Annotated in this window: 16 protein-coding genes; 6 read left to right on the forward strand and 10 right to left on the reverse strand. The window is 60.5% G+C overall.

What is annotated here, in order from left to right; all coding sequences use genetic code 11:
• Positions 1-148: 148 nt before the first annotated feature.
• A complete protein-coding gene (locus C2E15_RS15445; RefSeq protein ID WP_104958150.1) occupies positions 149-1,354 on the forward strand; it encodes an efflux RND transporter periplasmic adaptor subunit in 1,206 nt (401 codons plus the stop codon).
• A complete protein-coding gene (locus C2E15_RS15450) occupies positions 1,354-3,294 on the forward strand; it encodes a MacB family efflux pump subunit (RefSeq protein WP_104958151.1) in 1,941 nt (646 codons plus the stop codon). The genes C2E15_RS15445 and C2E15_RS15450 overlap by 1 nt, the downstream gene beginning before the upstream one ends.
• A 72-nt stretch (positions 3,295-3,366) precedes the next feature.
• Here the strand turns inward: C2E15_RS15450 and cysM are convergent, their stop codons facing one another.
• The 9 genes from cysM to C2E15_RS15495 form a co-directional block, all read right to left on the reverse strand.
• Positions 3,367-4,245: a cysteine synthase CysM gene (gene cysM, locus C2E15_RS15455; protein WP_104958152.1), complete on the reverse strand. Its 879-nt coding sequence runs from the start codon at positions 4,243-4,245 to the stop codon at positions 3,367-3,369.
• 75 nt (positions 4,246-4,320) lie between these two features.
• Positions 4,321-5,409: a sulfate/thiosulfate ABC transporter ATP-binding protein CysA gene (gene cysA / locus C2E15_RS15460; RefSeq protein ID WP_104958153.1), complete on the reverse strand. Its 1,089-nt coding sequence runs from the start codon at positions 5,407-5,409 to the stop codon at positions 4,321-4,323.
• The gene (cysW, locus tag C2E15_RS15465; protein ID WP_104958154.1) at positions 5,399-6,274 is read right to left on the reverse strand and encodes a sulfate/thiosulfate ABC transporter permease CysW; all 876 of its coding nucleotides are present in this window, start codon (positions 6,272-6,274) and stop codon (positions 5,399-5,401) included. Before cysW ends, cysA begins: the two co-directional genes overlap by 11 nt.
• Positions 6,274-7,107: a sulfate/thiosulfate ABC transporter permease CysT gene (gene cysT / locus C2E15_RS15470; RefSeq protein ID WP_104958155.1), complete on the reverse strand. Its 834-nt coding sequence runs from the start codon at positions 7,105-7,107 to the stop codon at positions 6,274-6,276. The genes cysW and cysT overlap by 1 nt, the downstream gene beginning before the upstream one ends.
• Positions 7,107-8,117 carry a thiosulfate ABC transporter substrate-binding protein CysP gene (cysP, locus tag C2E15_RS15475; RefSeq protein ID WP_104958156.1) on the reverse strand — a complete coding sequence of 337 codons (1,011 nt, stop codon included), beginning with the start codon at positions 8,115-8,117 and terminating at the stop codon, positions 7,107-7,109. Before cysP ends, cysT begins: the two co-directional genes overlap by 1 nt.
• Before the next feature lie 201 nt (positions 8,118-8,318).
• The gene (locus C2E15_RS15480; RefSeq protein ID WP_104958157.1) at positions 8,319-9,215 is read right to left on the reverse strand and encodes a Dyp-type peroxidase; all 897 of its coding nucleotides are present in this window, start codon (positions 9,213-9,215) and stop codon (positions 8,319-8,321) included.
• A 94-nt stretch (positions 9,216-9,309) separates the two neighbouring features.
• Entirely contained in the window at positions 9,310-9,918 is a 609-nt protein-coding gene (locus C2E15_RS15485) for an RpoE-regulated lipoprotein (protein ID WP_104958158.1), read from the reverse strand.
• A gap of 66 nt (positions 9,919-9,984) precedes the next feature.
• Entirely contained in the window at positions 9,985-10,440 is a 456-nt protein-coding gene (locus C2E15_RS15490; protein ID WP_104958159.1) for a DUF2919 domain-containing protein, read from the reverse strand.
• A 39-nt stretch (positions 10,441-10,479) separates the two neighbouring features.
• Entirely contained in the window at positions 10,480-10,905 is a 426-nt protein-coding gene (locus C2E15_RS15495) for a GNAT family acetyltransferase (protein WP_104958160.1), read from the reverse strand.
• A 203-nt stretch (positions 10,906-11,108) separates the two neighbouring features.
• Here C2E15_RS15495 and amiA point away from each other — a divergent pair, with 203 nt between their 5' ends.
• Together amiA and hemF are read left to right on the forward strand one after the other, a co-directional pair.
• The gene (amiA, locus tag C2E15_RS15500; protein WP_104958161.1) at positions 11,109-11,960 is read left to right on the forward strand and encodes an N-acetylmuramoyl-L-alanine amidase AmiA; all 852 of its coding nucleotides are present in this window, start codon (positions 11,109-11,111) and stop codon (positions 11,958-11,960) included.
• 102 nt (positions 11,961-12,062) lie between these two features.
• On the forward strand, positions 12,063-12,977 hold the full coding sequence (gene hemF / locus C2E15_RS15505; protein WP_104958162.1) for an oxygen-dependent coproporphyrinogen oxidase: 915 nt from the start codon (positions 12,063-12,065) through the stop codon (positions 12,975-12,977).
• Positions 12,978-13,086: 109 nt separating this feature from the next.
• Here hemF and maeB read toward each other — a convergent pair whose 3' ends face one another.
• Positions 13,087-15,366 carry an NADP-dependent oxaloacetate-decarboxylating malate dehydrogenase gene (gene maeB / locus C2E15_RS15510; protein ID WP_104958163.1) on the reverse strand — a complete coding sequence of 760 codons (2,280 nt, stop codon included), beginning with the start codon at positions 15,364-15,366 and terminating at the stop codon, positions 13,087-13,089.
• Positions 15,367-15,911: 545 nt separating this feature from the next.
• Between maeB and tal the strand changes: the two genes are divergently transcribed.
• Both tal and tkt read left to right on the forward strand, forming a co-directional pair.
• Positions 15,912-16,862 carry a transaldolase gene (tal, locus tag C2E15_RS15515; RefSeq protein WP_104958164.1) on the forward strand — a complete coding sequence of 317 codons (951 nt, stop codon included), beginning with the start codon at positions 15,912-15,914 and terminating at the stop codon, positions 16,860-16,862.
• Between the two features lie 82 nt (positions 16,863-16,944).
• On the forward strand, positions 16,945-18,945 hold the full coding sequence (tkt, locus tag C2E15_RS15520) for a transketolase (RefSeq protein ID WP_104958165.1): 2,001 nt from the start codon (positions 16,945-16,947) through the stop codon (positions 18,943-18,945).
• Positions 18,946-19,052: the final 107 nt, after the last annotated feature.

A 19,052-nucleotide genomic window follows, 5' to 3' on the forward strand; every position in this document is an offset into this window, starting at 1 on the left:
GGCGCTATTTTGACCTTAAGCGGGAAGTTACGCAGCAGGTTTTACTGAATCCTTACAGAGATTATCGCCGTATTAAGCTGTCGTTTCGCTTTATTGTGGCAGGCTTTTACGTTATACCAGTGCTTTCTTCGTACCAGGGATTTTCGCCATGGCATTACGCCGCACGTTATTCAGCCGTAAAGGACTTTTGCTGCTGGCTTTATTGATTGTAGCTGCTGTTGTCATCTGGGCGCTGCTGCGTCCGAAGCAGGGCCCGGCAGCGTTTCTCACTGCGACGGTAGAGCAGCGCCCGCTGCAGCAGGCGGTGCTGGCGGACGGCACGCTTTCAGCCAGCAAGCTGGTCAGCGTCGGCGCCCAGGCGTCGGGCCAGATCAAGCGGCTGCGGGTGGACCTGGGCGACCAGGTTAAACAGGGAGAGCTGGTGGCGGAAATCGACAGCATGACCCAGCAGAATGCCCTGCAAAACGCGCAGGCGGCACTGAAGAATATCGAAGCGCAGCGCGCGGCCAAAGAGGCGCAGCTGAGCAATTACCGCGCGGCTTTCACGCGCCAGAAAGCGATGCTGGCGAAAAACCTGACGCCAAAAGCGGACTATGACGACGCGCTGGCAACGCTAAGCGCCACCGAAGCGGAAATTCGCGCGCTGGATGCGCAGATCGTCCAGGCGCAAATTGAGGTCAACACGGCGCAGGTTAACCTCGGCTATACCCGCATCGTCTCGCCTATCGACGGTACCGTGGTCTCCGTGCCGGTTGAGGAGGGCCAGACGGTCAACGCCGTGCAGAGCGCGCCGACGCTGATTAAGGTGGCGAATCTCGATACCATGACGGTAAAAGCGCAGATTTCCGAAGCGGATGTGATTAACGTCCAGCCGGGGATGAAAGTCTGGTTCACCATTCTCGGCGAGCCAAACCGCCGCTACGAAGCGACGCTGCGCGCCATCGAGCCGGCGCCCGACTCCATCAACGAAGAAAGTACCAGCAGCCTGACCAGCTCTTCAGGCAGCTCCAGCGATAAAAAGGCGATCTACTACTACGGTCTGTTCGACGTGCCTAACCCACAGCACCGCCTGCGTATCTCGATGTCGGCGGAGGTGCATATCGTGCTGGGCGAACGTCCGAACGCGCTGGTGATCCCGGCGACCGCCATTGACAATGTCAACGGCAAAACCACGGTACAGGTGGTGGACGGCCAGCAGCGCGTCACGCGGCGCGAGGTGAAAGTCGGTTTGAACGATAACGTAGAAGCAGAGATCACGGCCGGCCTGAAGGCGGGCGAAAAAGTGGTGCTGAGCCAGCGCGGCGCGGCGGATGCCTCCTCTGACGGCTCAGGCCACGGCCCGGGGCCACGCTGATGGCGCTGCTGGAACTTCATCATATCTGCCGCTCTTTTCAGAACGGCGAACAGCAGGTGCAGGTGCTGCGCGATATCAACCTCGCCATCGATTCGGGCGAGTTTGTCGCCATCGTCGGCCAGTCCGGCTCCGGCAAATCGACGCTAATGAACATTCTCGGCTGTCTGGATAAGTCGAGCGCCGGCGACTACCACGTTGCCGGCCGGGTGGTTTCCGCCCTGGATGACGATGCGCTGGCGGCGCTGCGGCGCGAGCATTTCGGTTTTATCTTTCAGCGTTACCATCTGCTGAGCGAGCTGACGGCGCTGGGCAACGCAGAAATGCCCGCCATCTACGCCGGCCAGGCGCCACAGGCGCGCCGTGAGCGCGCCGCCGCCCTGCTCACCCGGCTCGGGCTGGGCGAGCGTCTGCACTACCGCCCCGGCCAGCTCTCCGGCGGCCAGCAGCAGCGCGTCAGCATTGCGCGCGCGCTGATGAACGGCGGCGAAGTGATCCTTGCCGATGAGCCTACCGGCGCGCTCGACAGCCACAGCGGCGAAGAGGTGATGCGCATCCTGCACGATCTGCATCAGCAGGGGCATACCATCGTTATCGTCACCCACGATATGCAGATTGCGCAGCATGCGCAGCGCATCATCGAGATCCGCGACGGGGAAATCCTCAGCGACAGCCGCCGCGCGGACGCCGCGCCCGCCGCGCCGCGCGCGCTGATCGACCGCGACCGCGGCAACAGTTGGCGCGCGATGCGCGACCGCCTGACCGAGGCGTTTCGCATGGCGCTGGTTTCCATGCTGTCGCAGCGGCTACGCACGTTTCTTACCATGCTTGGCATTATTATCGGCATCGCGTCGGTGGTGGCAGTCGTGGCTTTGGGGAAAGGTTCGCAGCAAAAGATCCTGAATGAGATCAGCGCAATGGGCACCAGCACGCTGGATATCTTTCCCGGCAACGATTTCGGCGATATGCACTCCTCGGCAATCCAGACGCTGCGCGCCAGCGACGCCGATGCGCTGGCGCATCAGCCCTATGTCCACAGCGTTACGCCGTCGCTCTCCTCCAGCACCACGCTGAAGTACCGCAACCAGGCACTGTCGGTGATGGTTAATGGCGTCGGCGAGCAGTTCTTCGCCGTGCGCGGCTACCGGCTGTCGCAGGGCATGGCGTTCGATCGTCAGGGTGTTGATCGGCTAACGCAGGAGGCAGTGATTGATGAAAATACCCTGAAGCGCCTCTTCCCCAACGGTGAAAACCCGCTGGGCCAGGTGGTGATACTGGGCAATATGCCGGTGCGTATCATCGGCGTCGCCACGCGTCAGAGCAGCTTCGGCAGCGACAGCAACCTCAATCTGTGGGTGCCCTACACCACCGTGATGAAACGCATGATCGGGCAAACCTGGCTGAGCGGCATTACCGTCAGGGTACGCGACGATATCGATCTGTCGCTGGCGGAACAGGGGGTGACGCGTCTGCTGACGCAGCGCCATAACGGCAAGGATTTCTTTATTCTTAACACCGACAGTATTCGTCAGACCATCGAAACCACCACCAACACCATGACGCTGCTGGTGGCGATGATCGCACTGATTTCGCTGCTGGTTGGCGGCATCGGCGTCATGAATATCATGCTGGTATCGGTAACGGAGCGCACGCGCGAGATCGGCGTGCGGATGGCGGTTGGCGCGCGCGCCAGCGATATTATGCAGCAGTTTCTGATTGAGGCGGTGCTGGTCTGCCTCACCGGCGGCATTATCGGCGTACTGCTGTCGCTGGTGCCGGGCATTATTCTGGCGCAAACCACCAGCAGCTTCGGCATGATCTATTCGCCCTTCTCTATCGTCGCGGCCTTTGTCTGCTCCAGCCTGATCGGCGTAGTCTTCGGCTTTTTCCCGGCGCGCCGCGCGGCCAGGCTCGATCCTATTCATGCGCTGGAGCGCGAATAGCTTCACGCCTGGCCAATGCCAAAAGCGGATGAGCGCGCAGAAAGCAAAACGGCCCCATCAGGGGCCGTTTTGTTAATAGACGCCGGTAGAAAGGTAGCGGTCGCCGCGGTCGCAAATAATGGCAACCACCACACTGCCCGGATTTTCCGTGGCGATACGTATCGCGCCCGCTACCGCACCGCCAGAGCTGACGCCGCAGAAAATGCCTTCCCGTCGCGCCAGCAGGCGCATGGTCTCTTCCGCCTCCTGCTGCGCCATATCCACAATGCGATCGATAAGCTCAGGCTGGTAGATGCCCGGCATATAGGCGGCGGGCCAGCGGCGGATGCCGGGAATACTGCTGCCCTCCTGCGGCTGCAGGCCAATAATCTGTATCTGCGGATTCTGCTCTTTCAGATAGCGGCCGACGCCGGTAATGGTGCCGGTGGTGCCCATGCTGGAGACGAAATGGGTTACGCGGCCGTTGCTTTGACGCCAGATCTCCGGGCCGGTGGTCGCGTAATGGCCCAGCGGATTATCCGGGTTGTTGAACTGATCCAGTACCTTGCCTTCGCCGCGCGCCGCCATCGCCTGCGCCAGATCGCGCGCCCCTTCCATCCCCTGCTCACGGCTGACCAACACCAGCTCGGCGCCGTAGGCGCGCATCGCCGCCTGCCGCTCCTGGCTCATGTTGTCGGGCATCAGCAGACGCAGCCGGTAGCCTTTCATCGCAGCGATCATCGCCAGCGCGATGCCGGTATTGCCGCTGGTCGCCTCAATCAGCTGGTCGCCAGGGCTGATTTCGCCACGCTGTTCGGCACGCTGAATCATCGACAGCGCGGCGCGATCTTTCACCGAGCCGGCGGGGTTATTGCCCTCCAGCTTGAGCCAGATTTCGCTGCCGTTGGCGGGCGTCAGGCGCTGCAATGTAATCAACGGCGTATTGCCGATGGTGTTTTCCAGAGTGGTCACGATAGTTTTCCCGGCAGGCAAAATAAAGCGGGCGGGAAAATCCCGCCCTGGCGCTAATTAAGAAGTGAGAAAATATCAGGCGCTTTCGGCAAAGGCAACCGTGCGCAGCGGGGTATTGCCCTGATAGAGCCGCGCCTGTTGCAGGCCAACATAGAGACGTTCACCGCGCTGCGGGGCCGTTTGCCCGCCGTCGAACACCAGGCTGAAAGGTTGCGCCTGCCAGCCTGTCGGCTGTACCAGTAGCTGCCAGAAGTGGCCGCGTGGGCTTAGCTCCAGGATCTGCACCGGCAGCGGGGTCTCCAGGCTGCTCTGCCGGCTGACGTCGATCTCCCACGGACGCAGGAAAAGCTCTACTGCGCCCTGGGCGGCGGGCGTATAGCCCAGCGGCCAGTGGTGCGCGCCGACGTGGAACTGCGAACCGTGAATATCGGCATCGAAGCGGTTTACCTCGCCGAGGAACTCCAGCACAAAGCGGCTGGCCGGGTCGCGCCAGACCTCATCCGGCGTGCCGACCTGTTCGATATTGCCCTGGCTCATGACCACTACGCGGTCGGCGACTTCCATCGCTTCTTCCTGATCGTGGGTAACGAAAACGCTGGTGAACTTCAACTCTTCATGCAGCTGACGCAGCCAGCGGCGCAGCTCTTTGCGTACCTGGGCGTCGAGCGCGCCGAACGGCTCATCCAGCAGCAGGATCTGCGGCTCGACCGCCAGCGCGCGCGCCAGCGCCACGCGCTGCTTCTGCCCGCCGGAGAGCTGAGAAGGATAGCGGTTCGCCAGATGCCCCAGCTGCACCATCTCCAGCAGCTGCGTCACCTTCTGCTTGATCGCCTGGGTCGAAGGACGTTCGCGACGCGGCAGCACGGTCAAGCCGAAAGCGATATTGTCAAACACCGTCATATGGCGGAACAGCGCGTAGTGCTGGAACACAAAGCCGACCTGACGGTCACGCGCGTGCAGCTGGCTGACATCGTTACCGTGAAAACGGATCTGCCCGCTGTTCTGATGTTCCAGCCCGGCGATAATGCGCAGCAGCGTGGTTTTACCAGAGCCGGAAGGCCCCAACAGTGCCACCATCTGACCAGAAGGGATATCCAGCGAGATGTCGTTAAGCACGCGCGTACGGCCAAAGGACTTGTTGATCTGATTAATCTCAATGCTCATGATTTCCCTCCTGCTGTAAGCGCTTCTGCTGGTTCTCTAACCGCCACTGCAGCGCGCTTTTCAAAAACAGTGTCACTATCGCCATCAGGGTCAGCAGCGCGGCGGCGGTAAAGGCGCCGACACTGTTGTAGTCCTGATGCAGTAATTCAACCTGCAGCGGCAGCGTATAGGTCTCGCCGCGAATCGATCCCGAGACCACCGAGACCGCGCCGAATTCACCGATGGCGCGCGCGTTGGTCAGCACCACGCCGTAAAGCAGCGCCCAGCGGATGTTGGGCAGCGTCACGCGGCGGAACATCTGCCAGCCGGAAGCGCCCAGCAGCACCGCCGCCTCATCTTCATGGCTACCCTGGCTGAGCATCACCGGCACCAGCTCGCGCACCACAAACGGACAGGTGACGAAGATAGTGGCCATCACGATGCCGGGCCAGGAGAACATCAGCTGGATGCTGTGCGCGTCCAGCCAGCCGCCGACCGGGCCGTTAACGCCCCAGAACAGCAGATAGATCAGCCCCGCCACCACCGGCGAGACCGCAAACGGAATATCGAACAGCGTCAGCAGCAGCTGGCGGCCAGGAAAGGTAAAACGCGTTACCAGCCAGGCGAGCAGCGTGCCGAACACCAGGTTAACCGGCACGGTAATCAGCGCCACCAGCACCGTCAGCCAGATGGCATGCAGCATATCGGGATCGGCGAGATTGCCCAGCGCGGCGATCACGCCCTGCGCCAGCGCCTCGGTGAAAATCGCGATCAGCGGCACCACCAGCAATAAAAACGAGATCAGCGCGCCGAGAGCGATCAGCAGCCATTTGCCCCAGTTCACGCGCTGGCGCGCCGCGCCGTTGAGTTGCGTCACGTCAGCCATCAGTGACCTCCCAGACGACGGCCAAAGCGGCTCTGCAGGGTATTAATGGCGAACAGCAGCAGCAGCGAGGCGGCGAGGATCACCGACGCGATGGCGCTGGCGGCCGGGTAGTCGAACTCCTGCAGGCGAATAAAAATCATCAGCGAGGTGACCTCCGTCTTCCAGGCGATGTTGCCGGCGATAAAAATCACTGCGCCGAACTCGCCGAGGCTGCGGGTAAAGGAGAGCGCGGTGCCCGCCAGCAGCGCCGGCGCCACTTCCGGCAACACTACGCGGCGAAAGCTCTGCCACGGTGTCGCGCCAAGGGTTTGCGCCGCTTCTTCATATTCCGGCCCCAGCTCTTCCAGCACCGGCTGAACGGTGCGCACCACAAACGGGATGCTGGTAAAGGCCATCGCCACGGCGATACCCAGCCAGGTGTAAGAGACTTTGATATCGAACTGCGCCAGCCACTGACCGTACCAGCCGTTGACCGAAAACAGCCCCGCCAGCGTCAGGCCGGCCACCGCCGTCGGCAGCGCAAACGGCAGATCCATCAGCCCGTCCAGCACGCTGCGCCCCGGGAAGCGGTAGCGCGTCAGGATCCAGGCCATCAGCATGCCGAACAGGGCGTTAAAGATCGACGCCACGCCCGCCGCAATAAGCGTTACCTTATAGGCCGCCACCACCTGCGGGTTAGTAATGACTTCCCAGTACTGCGCCAGCGTCATCTGCGACAGTTGCATCAGCAGGGCGCTCAGCGGCAGCAGCAGGATCAGGCAGGTAAAGAACAGGCTGCTGCCCAGGCTGATGCCGAATCCCGGCAGTACGCGTTTACTACTTGCTGCAAACATTAGCCCCGCCCCGCCGCTAACAGCTTATCCAGCTCGCCGCCGCTGGCGAAATGGGTCTTCATCGCCTGTTCCCAGCCGCCGAAGCGATCTTCTACGCGAAACAGACGGGTTTGCGGAAACGCCGCCTGCTCCATCAGCTGCGGGTTATTCACCCGATAGTAAAATTGCGTCATGATTTTCTGCGCCGGCGGCGTATAGAGATAGTTGAGATAGGCTTTCGCCGCCTCAGCGGTCTGATTCTGCGTCACGTTTTTATCCAGCCAGGCGACCGGAAATTCCGCCAGGATATCGACATCGGGCACGATCACCTCATAACCGCGATCCGCATATTGCTGACGAATGGTATTTACTTCCGATTCGAAGCTGATCAGCACGTCGCCCAGTTGGCGATCGACAAAGGTGGTGGTGGCGCCGCGGCCGCCGGTATCAAACACTTCGACGTTCTTCACAAACTGCGTCATAAACTGTTCGGTTTTAGCGCGGTCGCCGTGGTTGGCTTGCTCCGCCGCCCCCCAGGCCGCCAGCCAGGTATAACGGCCGTTGCCAGAGGTTTTGGGATTCGGGAAAATCAGCTTCACATCGCTGCGCACCAGATCATTCCAGCTGTGGATCTGCTTTGGATTACCCTTGCGCACCAGGAACGCCATGGTGGAGTAAAACGGCGAGCTGTGATTCGGCAGACGCGTCTGCCAGTCGGCGGGCAGCAGCCGACCGCGGTCGTGCAGGATCTGGACGTCGGTGACCTGGTTATAGGTTACTACATCCGCCTTCAGCCCCTGCAGAATGGCCAGCGCCTGCTTTGAGGAACCGGCGTGAGATTGACGAATGGTGAGCTTATCGTTCGGGTGCGCGGCATCCCACTGCTGCACAAAAGGCGCATTCAGCGCCGTAAAGAGTTCACGCGACACATCATAAGAGCTGTTCAGCAGTTCGGTCGCCTGTGCGCTGGCGGCCAGCAGCAAGGCGAGCGCCGCGCCGCTGAGAAATTTGTTCGCTACTGGAAATCTCATTTCACACCCTGAGTCTTGATCCGGCTCACACCACCGTACGCTCAGTGTATTTATAACTCAGCTCAAAGCTGTAACGGTTTTATATATCTTTTGATGATTTAAAAGTCGAAAAAAGCATAAGACGGCGGGAAAGCTCAGCGGAAAAATGGCAAAGAGGAAAGAGAATGAAACGCCCGCGCGGCGGGCGTTAAACGCAGATCGTTACAACGCCAACAGCGTCTCGACGGAGGGCGCGAACCACCAGGCGCCGCTAACCGGTTTAGTGAAGCGCAGCATGGCGTCATATTTGCCGTCGCGCTCGCCGAACATGCTCAACAGCTGCTGCTCAATATTATAGAGCGTCGCGCAGTAGGCGATGAAGTAGAGGCCGTTAGTGCCGCTGGCGGTACCGTAAGGCAGGCTCTGGCGCAGGATCTTCAGCCCCTGACCGTTCTCTTTTAAATCGACGCGGCTCACATGCGACGTAGCGGGACGGGCATCGCCCTCCAACTCTTCATTATCGAGCTTAGTGCGCCCGATCATCTGCTCCTGCTTCGCCACCGGCAGGCGCTGCAGCTGCGGCAGATTATGCTGCCAGCGCTGGGTGAAAACGTAGCTGCCGCCGGCATCAACGCCGTTGGCGATAATCGCTACCTGGCGCCGCTGCTCGCCCTGTGGGTTTTCCGTGCCGTCGACAAAGCCGGAGAGATCGCGATCTTCCGTCCAGCGGAAGCCGTGCGTCTCTTCCTCGATGCGCACCGCCGGGCCGAAAGCGGCCAGCGCCGCCTGCGACAGGGTGAAGTTCACATCGTGGCGCCGGGACTGAATATGCACCAGCAGATCGCGCTGGGTAGCCGGCGCGATATTTTTCCCCAACGGCTGAAAATCTTTCAGCTCCGGCGCGCTGGCCGTCGGCTGCAGATCGCGCCACAGCGCGTTGCCGAAAGCGACGACCGCGCCCAATGCCGCATCAGGATAGCGCTGTTGCAGCAGCGTTAACTGTTGATGGAAGGTTTTAACGCCCTGGCGCACCGCATTCAGGTCGCCCTGAACTCCGGCTTCCAGCCAGATGGCAAAGCGGCTTTGCTCGATGAGGATGCCGCTCTGATGCTGAGACATGCGGTTTTACTCCGAAATGATAGTGGTCGAAACAGGGGGGTTATCATACCGGAAAGCGACGACGGAAGGTGAGGCCGCCGCCGCGATTCATCGCTTAGCGCTGCCAGATAATTTTACTCACCTGCCAGTTTTTCAGCACGTCGTCCGGCGGGATCAATCCTTCCGGGCCTGCCCATTTTCCCTGATAGAGATAGCTGACGTGCTGGCTGTTCGGCGCCTGACACAGTACCGCCGCGGCCCCTTCGCCGCTCGCCGCCTGACAGTGGCCGAACGCCTTCTGATAATGTTCACTGAAAGCGTCGCCGATGCGCGTGCCGTCAGCGCTGGCGATCTTCGCATCCGTCACCTCAATGCGGCTGACGGTATCTTTGCCGCTGAAGGTTAGCTTCACGTCATTATCATCCAGCGCCTGCCAGAAGGTCACAACGCCGCCCTGCTCGCCGCGCATTCCCTGACGCAGGCGGTAGTCGCCGTTCAGGCCGTTGTTGATGGCGCTCTCCTGCAGCGGCGTCGCACCGGTGATGCCGCCGACGCCCTGTTCGGTTACGGTCAGGGATGCGCCGAACCAGTTGCCAGGCCACAGGGTAGACCAGGACCAGTCGAGCGGATTCCACCAGCTCGATTCGCTGTGTTGCTGGCCGCTGCTGGCGCAGCCTGCCAGTAATAAAGTCGCGACAATAAATGCCGGGCGTAGTGCTTTCATATCAACTCCTGAGGTGGTTACGCGACGTTCGCCAGTGAGCTTGGAGTCGCATAAGCGCAAAAAGTTTTATTCGGCGCGGTTCAGCTGCGGGTCGAAACAGGCTTTCAGGCGCGCGCTGAGCAGCAGCCAGCCGATCGCCAGCAGATCGAACAGCGCGGGCAGCCAGAGCGCCGGCGTGGCGAAATCTTCCTGCTGGCCGCTCTGCCAGAGCGTCAGCACCAGGCTCAGCAGCAGGCTGCAACACAGCACCCCGCGCCACGCCTGCCAGAGCCGCGGCCAGCGCTGGCGATAACCGGTCAGCAGCAGCCCAAGGGCGGCGGGTACGCCCAACCCCAGACCAAGCCAGAACGCGTCGCTGTCGGGATAGAAGAGCGCCAGCAGATCGCTGCCCTGCTGGCGCGAAGCGCCGGCCATAACAAACAGCACCCAGGTGCGCGCCTGCAGCAGCAGGATCAGCCAGAAGGCCAGCGGCAGTCGCAGCTGGCCTTTCGCGTCATAATCGTCAGGCGTGAATGAGATCATCGATAAGCAAAGCGGCCGCCGCGCGGCGGCCAAAGCGGATTAATACTCACGATCTTCAATCAGGCGCTTGCCGAGACAGACCGTATCCTGCATGTCGTAATCCAGCTTTTCGTAAAAGCCGATGACGGCATCGTTCTCTTCGCGCACGATCAGGTTGATCTTGGGGCAGCCGCGCGCGATCAGCTTCTTCTCAAGGCGATTGAGCAGCGCATTGGCGAAGCCGCGTCCGCGATAGTCAGGATGCACGCCAAGGTAATAGACGGAACCGCGATGGCCATCGTAGCCGCCCATTAAGGTGCCGACAATTTCGCCGCCGACCACGGCGACCAGAAACAGATCGGGATCGTGATTTAATTTACGTTCAATATCCATTTCCGGATCGTTCCACGGTCTTAACAGATCGCAACGTTCCCAAAGCGTAATGACTTCTTCGAAGTCTTCCTGGCGGAATGCGCGGATTTCCATGAAATTTTCTCAGATGTTACTCACAATTCGCTGATTATCACGCATTCTTTCCCCGGTGCAACCCTCGCAGCGCGCCTGCCAGGAAAAAAAATCGCGTTTGCTGGTTATTTGGCTGAAATAAATAGTAAAAGCCTGAAACAGCTTCCCTGTCGAAACGCGGGCGCCTGTTAGGTTATAACATCTTTTTATTCACGGACGCCGCCATGAAAAACGCCAAACCTTCTCACGCCCGCCGCCAGCTGCTGCTGTCCGGCCTCGCCCTGACGCTGCTGCCGGCCACGCGCGCGCTGGCGAAAAGCGAACGCGCCAGCCTGCCCGCCGCACAGCCGGCGCGCCCGCGCCCCGCCAACGGCAAGAAAATCGTCATGCTCGATCCGGGCCATGGCGGCGTTGATTCCGGCGCGGTGGGCGAAGAAGGCAGCGAAGAGAAACATATCGTGCTGGAGATCGCCCATAACATTCGCCAGCTGCTGAGCCAGCATGATGGCATCGAGGCGCGGCTGACGCGTGAAAGTGACCACTTTATTCCGCTGGCGCAGCGGGTAGAGATTGCGCACCAGCACGGCGCCGATCTGTTTATGTCGATCCACGCCGACGGCTTTACCAGCCCCAGCGCTAACGGCGCGTCGGTTTTCGCCCTGTCGAATCGCGGCGCCAGCAGCGCGATGGCGCGCTACCTGTCGGAAAAAGAGAACGCGGCTGATAAGGTCGGCGGCATTAAAACGCAAAGCGATAACCCCTACCTGCAGCAGGTGCTGTTTGACCTGGTGCAAACCGATACGATTAAAAACAGCCTGACGCTCGGCAGCCATATCCTTAAGCAGATCCGTCCGGTGCATCACCTGCACAGCCAGCATACCGAGCAGGCCGCTTTCGCCGTGCTGAAGTCGCCGTCGATCCCTTCGGTGCTGGTGGAGACCTCTTTTATCACCAACCCGCAAGAGGAGCGGCTGCTGGGCACCACCGCTTTCCGGCAGAAAATCGCCGGCGCCATCGCCGACGGCATCGTCAGCTTTTTTAGCGAATTTGACCGCCGCAATCATCGTCCTGGTTAGGTATACTCCTCACACTGACGCAAAAGGGCCGCACCCCGGCCCTTTTTGTTTTGGCGAAACTGCAGCGCAGGCGGCCAATTTTTACAACACAGTGAAGCGAATATGAATGCTCCCAATATTGAACAGGTAAAAGCCTTTTTACTGGCGCTGCAGGATGAGATCTGCCAGCAACTGGCGCTGGCGGACGGCGGCGGCCAATTTCAGGAAGACAGCTGGACGCGTCCCGGCGGCGGCGGCGGGCGCAGCCGCGTGCTGCGTCAGGGAGCGGTGTTTGAGCAGGCGGGCGTGAACTTTTCTCATGTGCATGGCGACCAGATGCCCGCCTCCGCCACCGCGCACCGTCCGGAGCTGGCGGGCCGCAGCTTTGAGGCGATGGGCGTCTCGCTGGTGATCCACCCGGAAAACCCCTATATCCCGACCAGCCACGCCAACGTACGCTTTTTTATCGCCGAAAAGCCGGGCGCCGATCCGGTTTGGTGGTTCGGCGGCGGCTTCGACCTGACACCCTTTTACGGCTTTGAAGAGGATGCGATCCACTGGCACCAGACCGCCGCCGATCTCTGCCAGCCGTTCGGCGCGGAGGTCTATCCTCGCTATAAAAAATGGTGCGATGACTACTTCTTCCTGAAGCACCGCAACGAACAGCGCGGCATTGGCGGCCTCTTCTTCGACGATCTCAATACGCCCGATTTCGATCGCTGCTTCGCCTTTACCCGCGCGGTCGGCCAGGGTTTCCTTGACGGTTATCTGCCCATTGTCCAGCGGCGCAAAGGTACGCCGTGGGGCGAGCGCGAGCGCCAGTTCCAGCTCTATCGCCGCGGACGCTACGTGGAGTTTAATCTGGTATGGGATCGCGGCACGCTGTTCGGCCTGCAAACCGGCGGACGCACTGAATCGATTTTGATGTCGATGCCGCCGCTGGTGCGCTGGGAGTATGACTATCAGCCAGAGCCGGGCACGCCGGAAGCGGCGCTTTATACCGATTTCCTGCCGGTAAAAGCGTGGCTGGACCACTGATCCCCTTCGGCGGCGCGCCCGCAGGCCGTCGCTGAACGTCGCCCGTGCCGCGCCCTTTAATGCGCGGAACGGGTTACGCGCCCTCGCCCGCCGGCCAAAACGCGCCGCCTTACAGCGGCTGCGTCTGCGCCTCAACCACCGCCAGCGCCACCATATTGACAATGCGCCGTACCGATGCGATCGGCGTCAGCACATGCACCGGCCTGGCGATACCCATCAGTACCGGCCCGACGGTCACCCCTTCCGAGCAGGAGACGCGTAGCAGGTTATAGCTGATACGCGCCGCCTCGACGTTGGGCATGATCAGCACGTTGGCGGAGCCTTTCAGCGGGCTGTCGGGCATCAGATCCTGACGGATGCTTTCCACCAGCGCGGCGTCGCCGTGCATCTCGCCGTCGATCTCCAGCTCCGGCGCGCGCGCCTGTACCAGCGCCAGTGTGTCGCGCATTTTGCGCGCTGCCGGCGCGTCCGAGGCGCCGAAGCTGGAGTGGGACAACAGCGCTACCTTCGGCTCAATGCCGAAGCGCCTTACCGTTTCCGCCGCCATGATGGTCAGCTCCGCCAGCTGCTCCGGCGACGGATCTTCATTCACGTAAGTATCGGCGATAAAGGTGTTGCCGCTCGGCAGCAGCAGCGCGTTCATCGCGCCCGCGACATTGATGCCGGGCCGAAAGCCGAAGACCCGTTCAAGAATGGTGTAGTGTTCCTGATAATCGCCGATGGTGCCGCAGATCATCGCGTCCGCCTCGCCGCGATGCACCATAATCGCGCCAATCAGTGTAGGGTTGCCGATTACCGCGCGCTGCGCCTGCTCCGGCGAGACGCCGCGCCGCTTCATCATCTGATAATACTCGCCCCAGTAAGCCTTGAAACGTGGATCGGACTCGTTATTCACCACTTCGAAATCTTTGCCCGCTTCGATTTTCAGCCCCAGCTTCTGCAGGCGCATGGCGATCACGTTCGGGCGGCCGATCAGCACCGGCTTCGCCAGGCCAAGCGAGACCAGCTCCTGAGTGGCGTGCAACACGCGCGCCTCCTCCCCTTCCGCCAGCACCACCCGCTTCGGCTCTTTGCGCGCCTGGGCGAACACCGGCTTCATAAACAGGTTGGTTTTATAAACAAACTCGGTCAGCTTCTCGCGGTAGGCGTCGAAATCGGCAATCGGCCGCGTGGCTACGCCCGACTCCATCGCCGCTTTCGCCACCGCCGGCGCGATCTGTACGATCAGCCGTGGATCGAAGGGTTTCGGGATCAGGTAGTCAGGGCCGAATGACAGCTCCTCGTCACCGTAAGCGGAGGCAACCACATCGCTCTGCTCCGCCAGCGCCAGTTCGGCGATGGCATGCACCGCCGCCAGCTTCATCTGTTCGTTGATCGCCGTCGCCCCGACATCCAGCGCGCCGCGGAAAATAAACGGGAAGCACAGCACATTGTTCACCTGGTTAGGGTAATCGGAACGGCCAGTGCAGATAATCGCGTCGGGGCGTACCGACTTCGCCAGCGGCGGCAGGATCTCCGGCTCCGGGTTGGCCAGCGCCAGAATCAGCGGATTGGGCGCCATGCCCTTTACCATCTCCGGCGTCAGCACTTTCGGCCCGGAACAGCCGAGGAAAATATCCGCGCCGACAATCGCCTCCGCCAGCTGGCGCATACCGTTATCGGCAATCGCGTAGGCGGCTTTGGTTTCCGCCATCTGCGCATCGCGCCCCTGCCAGATCACCCCCTTCGAGTCGCAGACGATGATATTACGCTTCTGCATCCCCAACTCCACCAGCAGGTTCATACAGGCAATGGCGGAAGCGCCCGCGCCGGACACCACCAGCCGCACATCGGAGATATTCTTTTTCACGATGCGCAGCCCGTTCAGCACCGCAGCGGTACAGATAATTGCGGTGCCGTGCTGATCGTCGTGAAACACCGGAATGTTCATCCGCTCGCGTAGTGCTTTTTCGATATAGAAGCACTCTGGCGCTTTGATATCTTCGAGGTTGATGCCGCCGAAAGTCGGCTCCAGCGCGGCGATCACCTCAATCAGCCGATCGGGATCCTGCTCGTCGACCTCGATATCAAACACATCGATGCCGGCAAACTTTTTGAACAGCACGCCCTTGCCTTCCATCACCGGCTTGCCCGCCAGCGCGCCAATATTGCCCAGACCCAATACCGCGGTGCCGTTGGAGATCACCCCCACCAGGTTGCCGCGCGCGGTGTATTTATGCGCGGCCAGCGGATCCCCGGCGATTTCCAGGCACGGCGCGGCAACGCCCGGCGAATAGGCCAGCGCCAGATCGCGCTGCGTCGCCAGCGGCTTGGTGGGAGAGACCTGAATTTTGCCCGGCTGCGGATACTGGTGAAAATCGAGCGCGCTCTGCTTCAGTTGATCGTCCATCGGCGGTTCCTTCGATTAATAAGATGAATAAGGCCTGAGCTGAGCAGTATAAAAGCGCGCCGCGGCGGAAAAACTTGAGGTCGACCAAAGAATTGCCATCGTCGCGCCCTGCGGCGTTGCGCCTGACCCACGACGAATACGATATTTCGCACATCTGCTATGCTTTTTAATGGTCCGCATGCGCTATGGCGGCCGCGCCGCCGGAAATGGCTTCGGGCGCGGCAGCGGCGCCATTTTCCGCCGGCGCGAACGTTGCGCGTCGGCCAGAGAGGCACAACTCAACAAGTCCAGGCGTTCTTCACGTGGCATCCTGCCTGCAGACGTCGCCGCCGCGGCGCGGCGTTCAGGGCCGCGCTGCGGCTGGCCTGGGCCTCGCTATTGAATGAGCCCATTGCAACAATCAGAGAAAACGCATTTCCACAAGGGAGCGGCTGGTGCAATGTGGTTCGTCTGTAACAAAGGACAGCGTTCACCGGGCGCGCCGTATCGCCGTCGGGAACCTCGTTTACTTTCGAATTACCCTTTGGGTATCAAGGAGATAAGAGATGAATCAGCTAGACGCACTGAAACAGTTTACGACAGTCGTGGCGGACAGCGGCGATATTGAATCGATTCGCAACTACCACCCTGAAGACGCCACCACCAACCCGTCTCTGATCCTGAAAGCCGCCGGACTCGAATCCTACAAGCACCTGATTGACGACGCGATCGACTACGCGAAAAAACAGGGCGGCAGCAAAGAAACGCAGATCATCAACGCCAGCGACAAAGTGGCAGTTAACCTCGGCATGGAAATCCTGAAAAGCGTGCCGGGCCGTGTTTCGACCGAAGTGGATGCGCGCCTCTCCTTCGATCGTGGCATGTGTGTGACCAAAGCAGAGAAACTGGTGCGGATGTATGAAGATCACGGCATCGATCGTTCGCGTATCCTGATCAAGCTCGCCTCTACCTGGGAAGGCATTCGCGCGGCGGAAGAGCTGGAGAAAAACGGCATCAACTGTAACCTGACGCTGCTGTTCTCCTTCGCCCAGGCGCGTGCCTGCGCCGAAGCGGGCGTATTCCTGATCTCCCCGTTCGTCGGCCGCATCTATGACTGGTACAACACCCGCCAGCCGATGGACCCGTACAACGTTGAGGAAGATCCGGGCGTAAAATCGGTGCGCAACATCTATGACTACTACAAGTCGCACCGTTATAAAACCATCATCATGGGCGCCAGCTTCCGTAAAACGGAACAGATCCTGGCGCTGGCCGGCTGCGACCGCCTGACCATTTCGCCGAACCTGCTGCAGGAGCTGCAGTCCAGCGATGCGCCGGTTGAGCGTAAACTGACGCCGTCCACCGAAGGCTTCCACGAGCCCTCTCCGCTGACCGAAGCGGAGTTCCGCTGGGAGCATAACCAGGATCCGATGGCGGTTGAGAAACTGTCAGAAGGCATCCGCCAGTTCGCTGCCGATCAGCTGAAACTGGAAGAGACGCTGGCCGCACGGCTGTAATCGTCGCTAACGATAATGACTCAGGGGCGAACTTTTCGCCCCGTTTTCATCCCCCTCTTTATCTTCTTCAAGGGAGAACAACATGTCCTCACGTAGAGAACTGGCGAACGCGATTCGTGCGCTGAGCATGGACGCGGTACAAAAAGCAAAATCGGGCCATCCGGGTGCGCCGATGGGCATGGCGGATATCGCCGAAGTGCTGTGGCGTGATTTTCTCAAACATAACCCGACCAACCCGGCCTGGGCCGATCGCGACCGTTTTATTCTCTCCAACGGTCATGGTTCCATGCTGCTTTACAGCCTGCTGCATCTGTCCGGCTACGATCTGCCGATTGAGGAACTGAAAAACTTCCGTCAGCTGCATTCCAAAACCCCGGGCCACCCGGAAATCGGCTATACCCCAGGCGTGGAAACCACTACCGGCCCGCTGGGCCAGGGCCTGGCAAACGCTGTCGGTCTGGCCATCGCCGAACGCACCCTGGCCGCGCAGTTTAACCGCCCCGATCACGAGATTGTCGATCACAATACCTGGGTCTTTATGGGCGACGGCTGCCTGATGGAAGGCATCTCGCATGAAGTCTGTTCGCTGGCCGGCACGCTGGGCCTCGGTAAGCTGATCGGCTTCTACGATCACAACGGCATCTCTATCGACGGCGAAACCGAAGGCTGGTTCACCGATGATACCGCGAAGCGTTTTGAGGCCTATAACTGGCACGTGGTAAGCGAAGTCGACGGCCACGATGCGGAAGCGGTCGCCGCGGCGATCAAAGAGGCGCAGAGCGTTACCGACAAGCCGTCGCTGATTATCTGCCGTACCATCATCGGCTTCGGCTCGCCGAACAAGGCGGGTAAAGAAGATGCACACGGTGCGCCGCTGGGCGATGACGAAATCGCGCTGACGCGTAAACAGCTGGGCTGGAACTACGGCCCGTTCGAAATCCCGCAAGAGATTTATCAGCAGTGGGATGCGAAACAGGCGGGTCAGGCGCTGGAAAAAAGCTGGAATGAAAAATTCGCTGCCTATAAAGCCGCCTATCCGGAGCTGGCTGCAGAGTATACGCGCCGTATGACCGGCGGCATGCCGGAAAACTGGCAGCAGGAAACGCAGAAGTTTATCGAACAGCTGCAGGCGAACGCCAACAAGATTGCCAGCCGTAAAGCGTCGCAGAATGCGCTGGAAGCCTATGGCAAGCTGCTGCCGGAATTCCTTGGCGGCTCCGCCGACCTGGCGCCGAGCAACCTCACCATCTGGTCAGGCTCTAAATCGATTAAAGATGATGCGGCGGGCAACTATATTCACTACGGCGTACGCGAATTCGGCATGACCGCTATCGCCAACGGCATCGCTCATCACGGCGGCTTTGTGCCTTACACCGCAACCTTCCTGATGTTCGTGGAATATGCGCGTAACGCCGCGCGTATGGCGGCGCTGATGAAAGCGCGTCAGATTATGGTCTACACCCATGACTCTATCGGTCTGGGCGAAGATGGCCCGACGCACCAGCCGGTGGAGCAGCTCGCCAGCCTGCGTCTGACGCCGAATATGAGTACCTGGCGTCCATGCGATCAGGTTGAAACCGCGGTGGCGTGGAAGCATGCCATTGAGCGCCATAACGGCCCGACCGCACTGATCCTGTCGCGTCAGAACCTGATGCAGCCGGAGCGTACTCCGCAGCAGCTGGCCGATATTTCACGCGGCGGCTATATCCTGCGCGACAGCGAAGGCGCGCCGGAGGTAATCCTGATTGCGACCGGTTCTGAAGTAGAGATCACGCTGGGCGCGGCAGAGAAGTTGACGCGCGCGGGCCATAAAGTGCGTGTGGTATCGATGCCCTCTACCGACCTGTTCGATAAACAAGATGCGGCCTACCGTGAATCGGTGCTGCCTTCAACCGTTACTGCGCGTGTTGCGGTGGAAGCGGGCATCGCGGACTACTGGTATAAGTATGTTGGCCTGAACGGCGCGATTGTCGGCATGACGACCTTCGGTGAATCAGCGCCGGCGGACAAACTGTTCGCGGAGTTCGGCTTTACCGTTGAGAATATCGTCAGCCATGCGGAAGCGCTGCTGAAGCCGCACTGATTGGCTGATAAGGCCGCGCAGTAGGCTACTTAAGAAAAAAGCACGCCACCCGGCGTGCTTTTTTATGGATAACGCCTGCCGCTATACGGAGTAGCCGTAAAGCGGCG

Origin of the sequence: Mixta gaviniae, assembly GCF_002953195.1 — a bacterium.
In the GTDB taxonomy this organism is placed as follows: Bacteria; Pseudomonadota; Gammaproteobacteria; order Enterobacterales; family Enterobacteriaceae; genus Mixta; species Mixta gaviniae.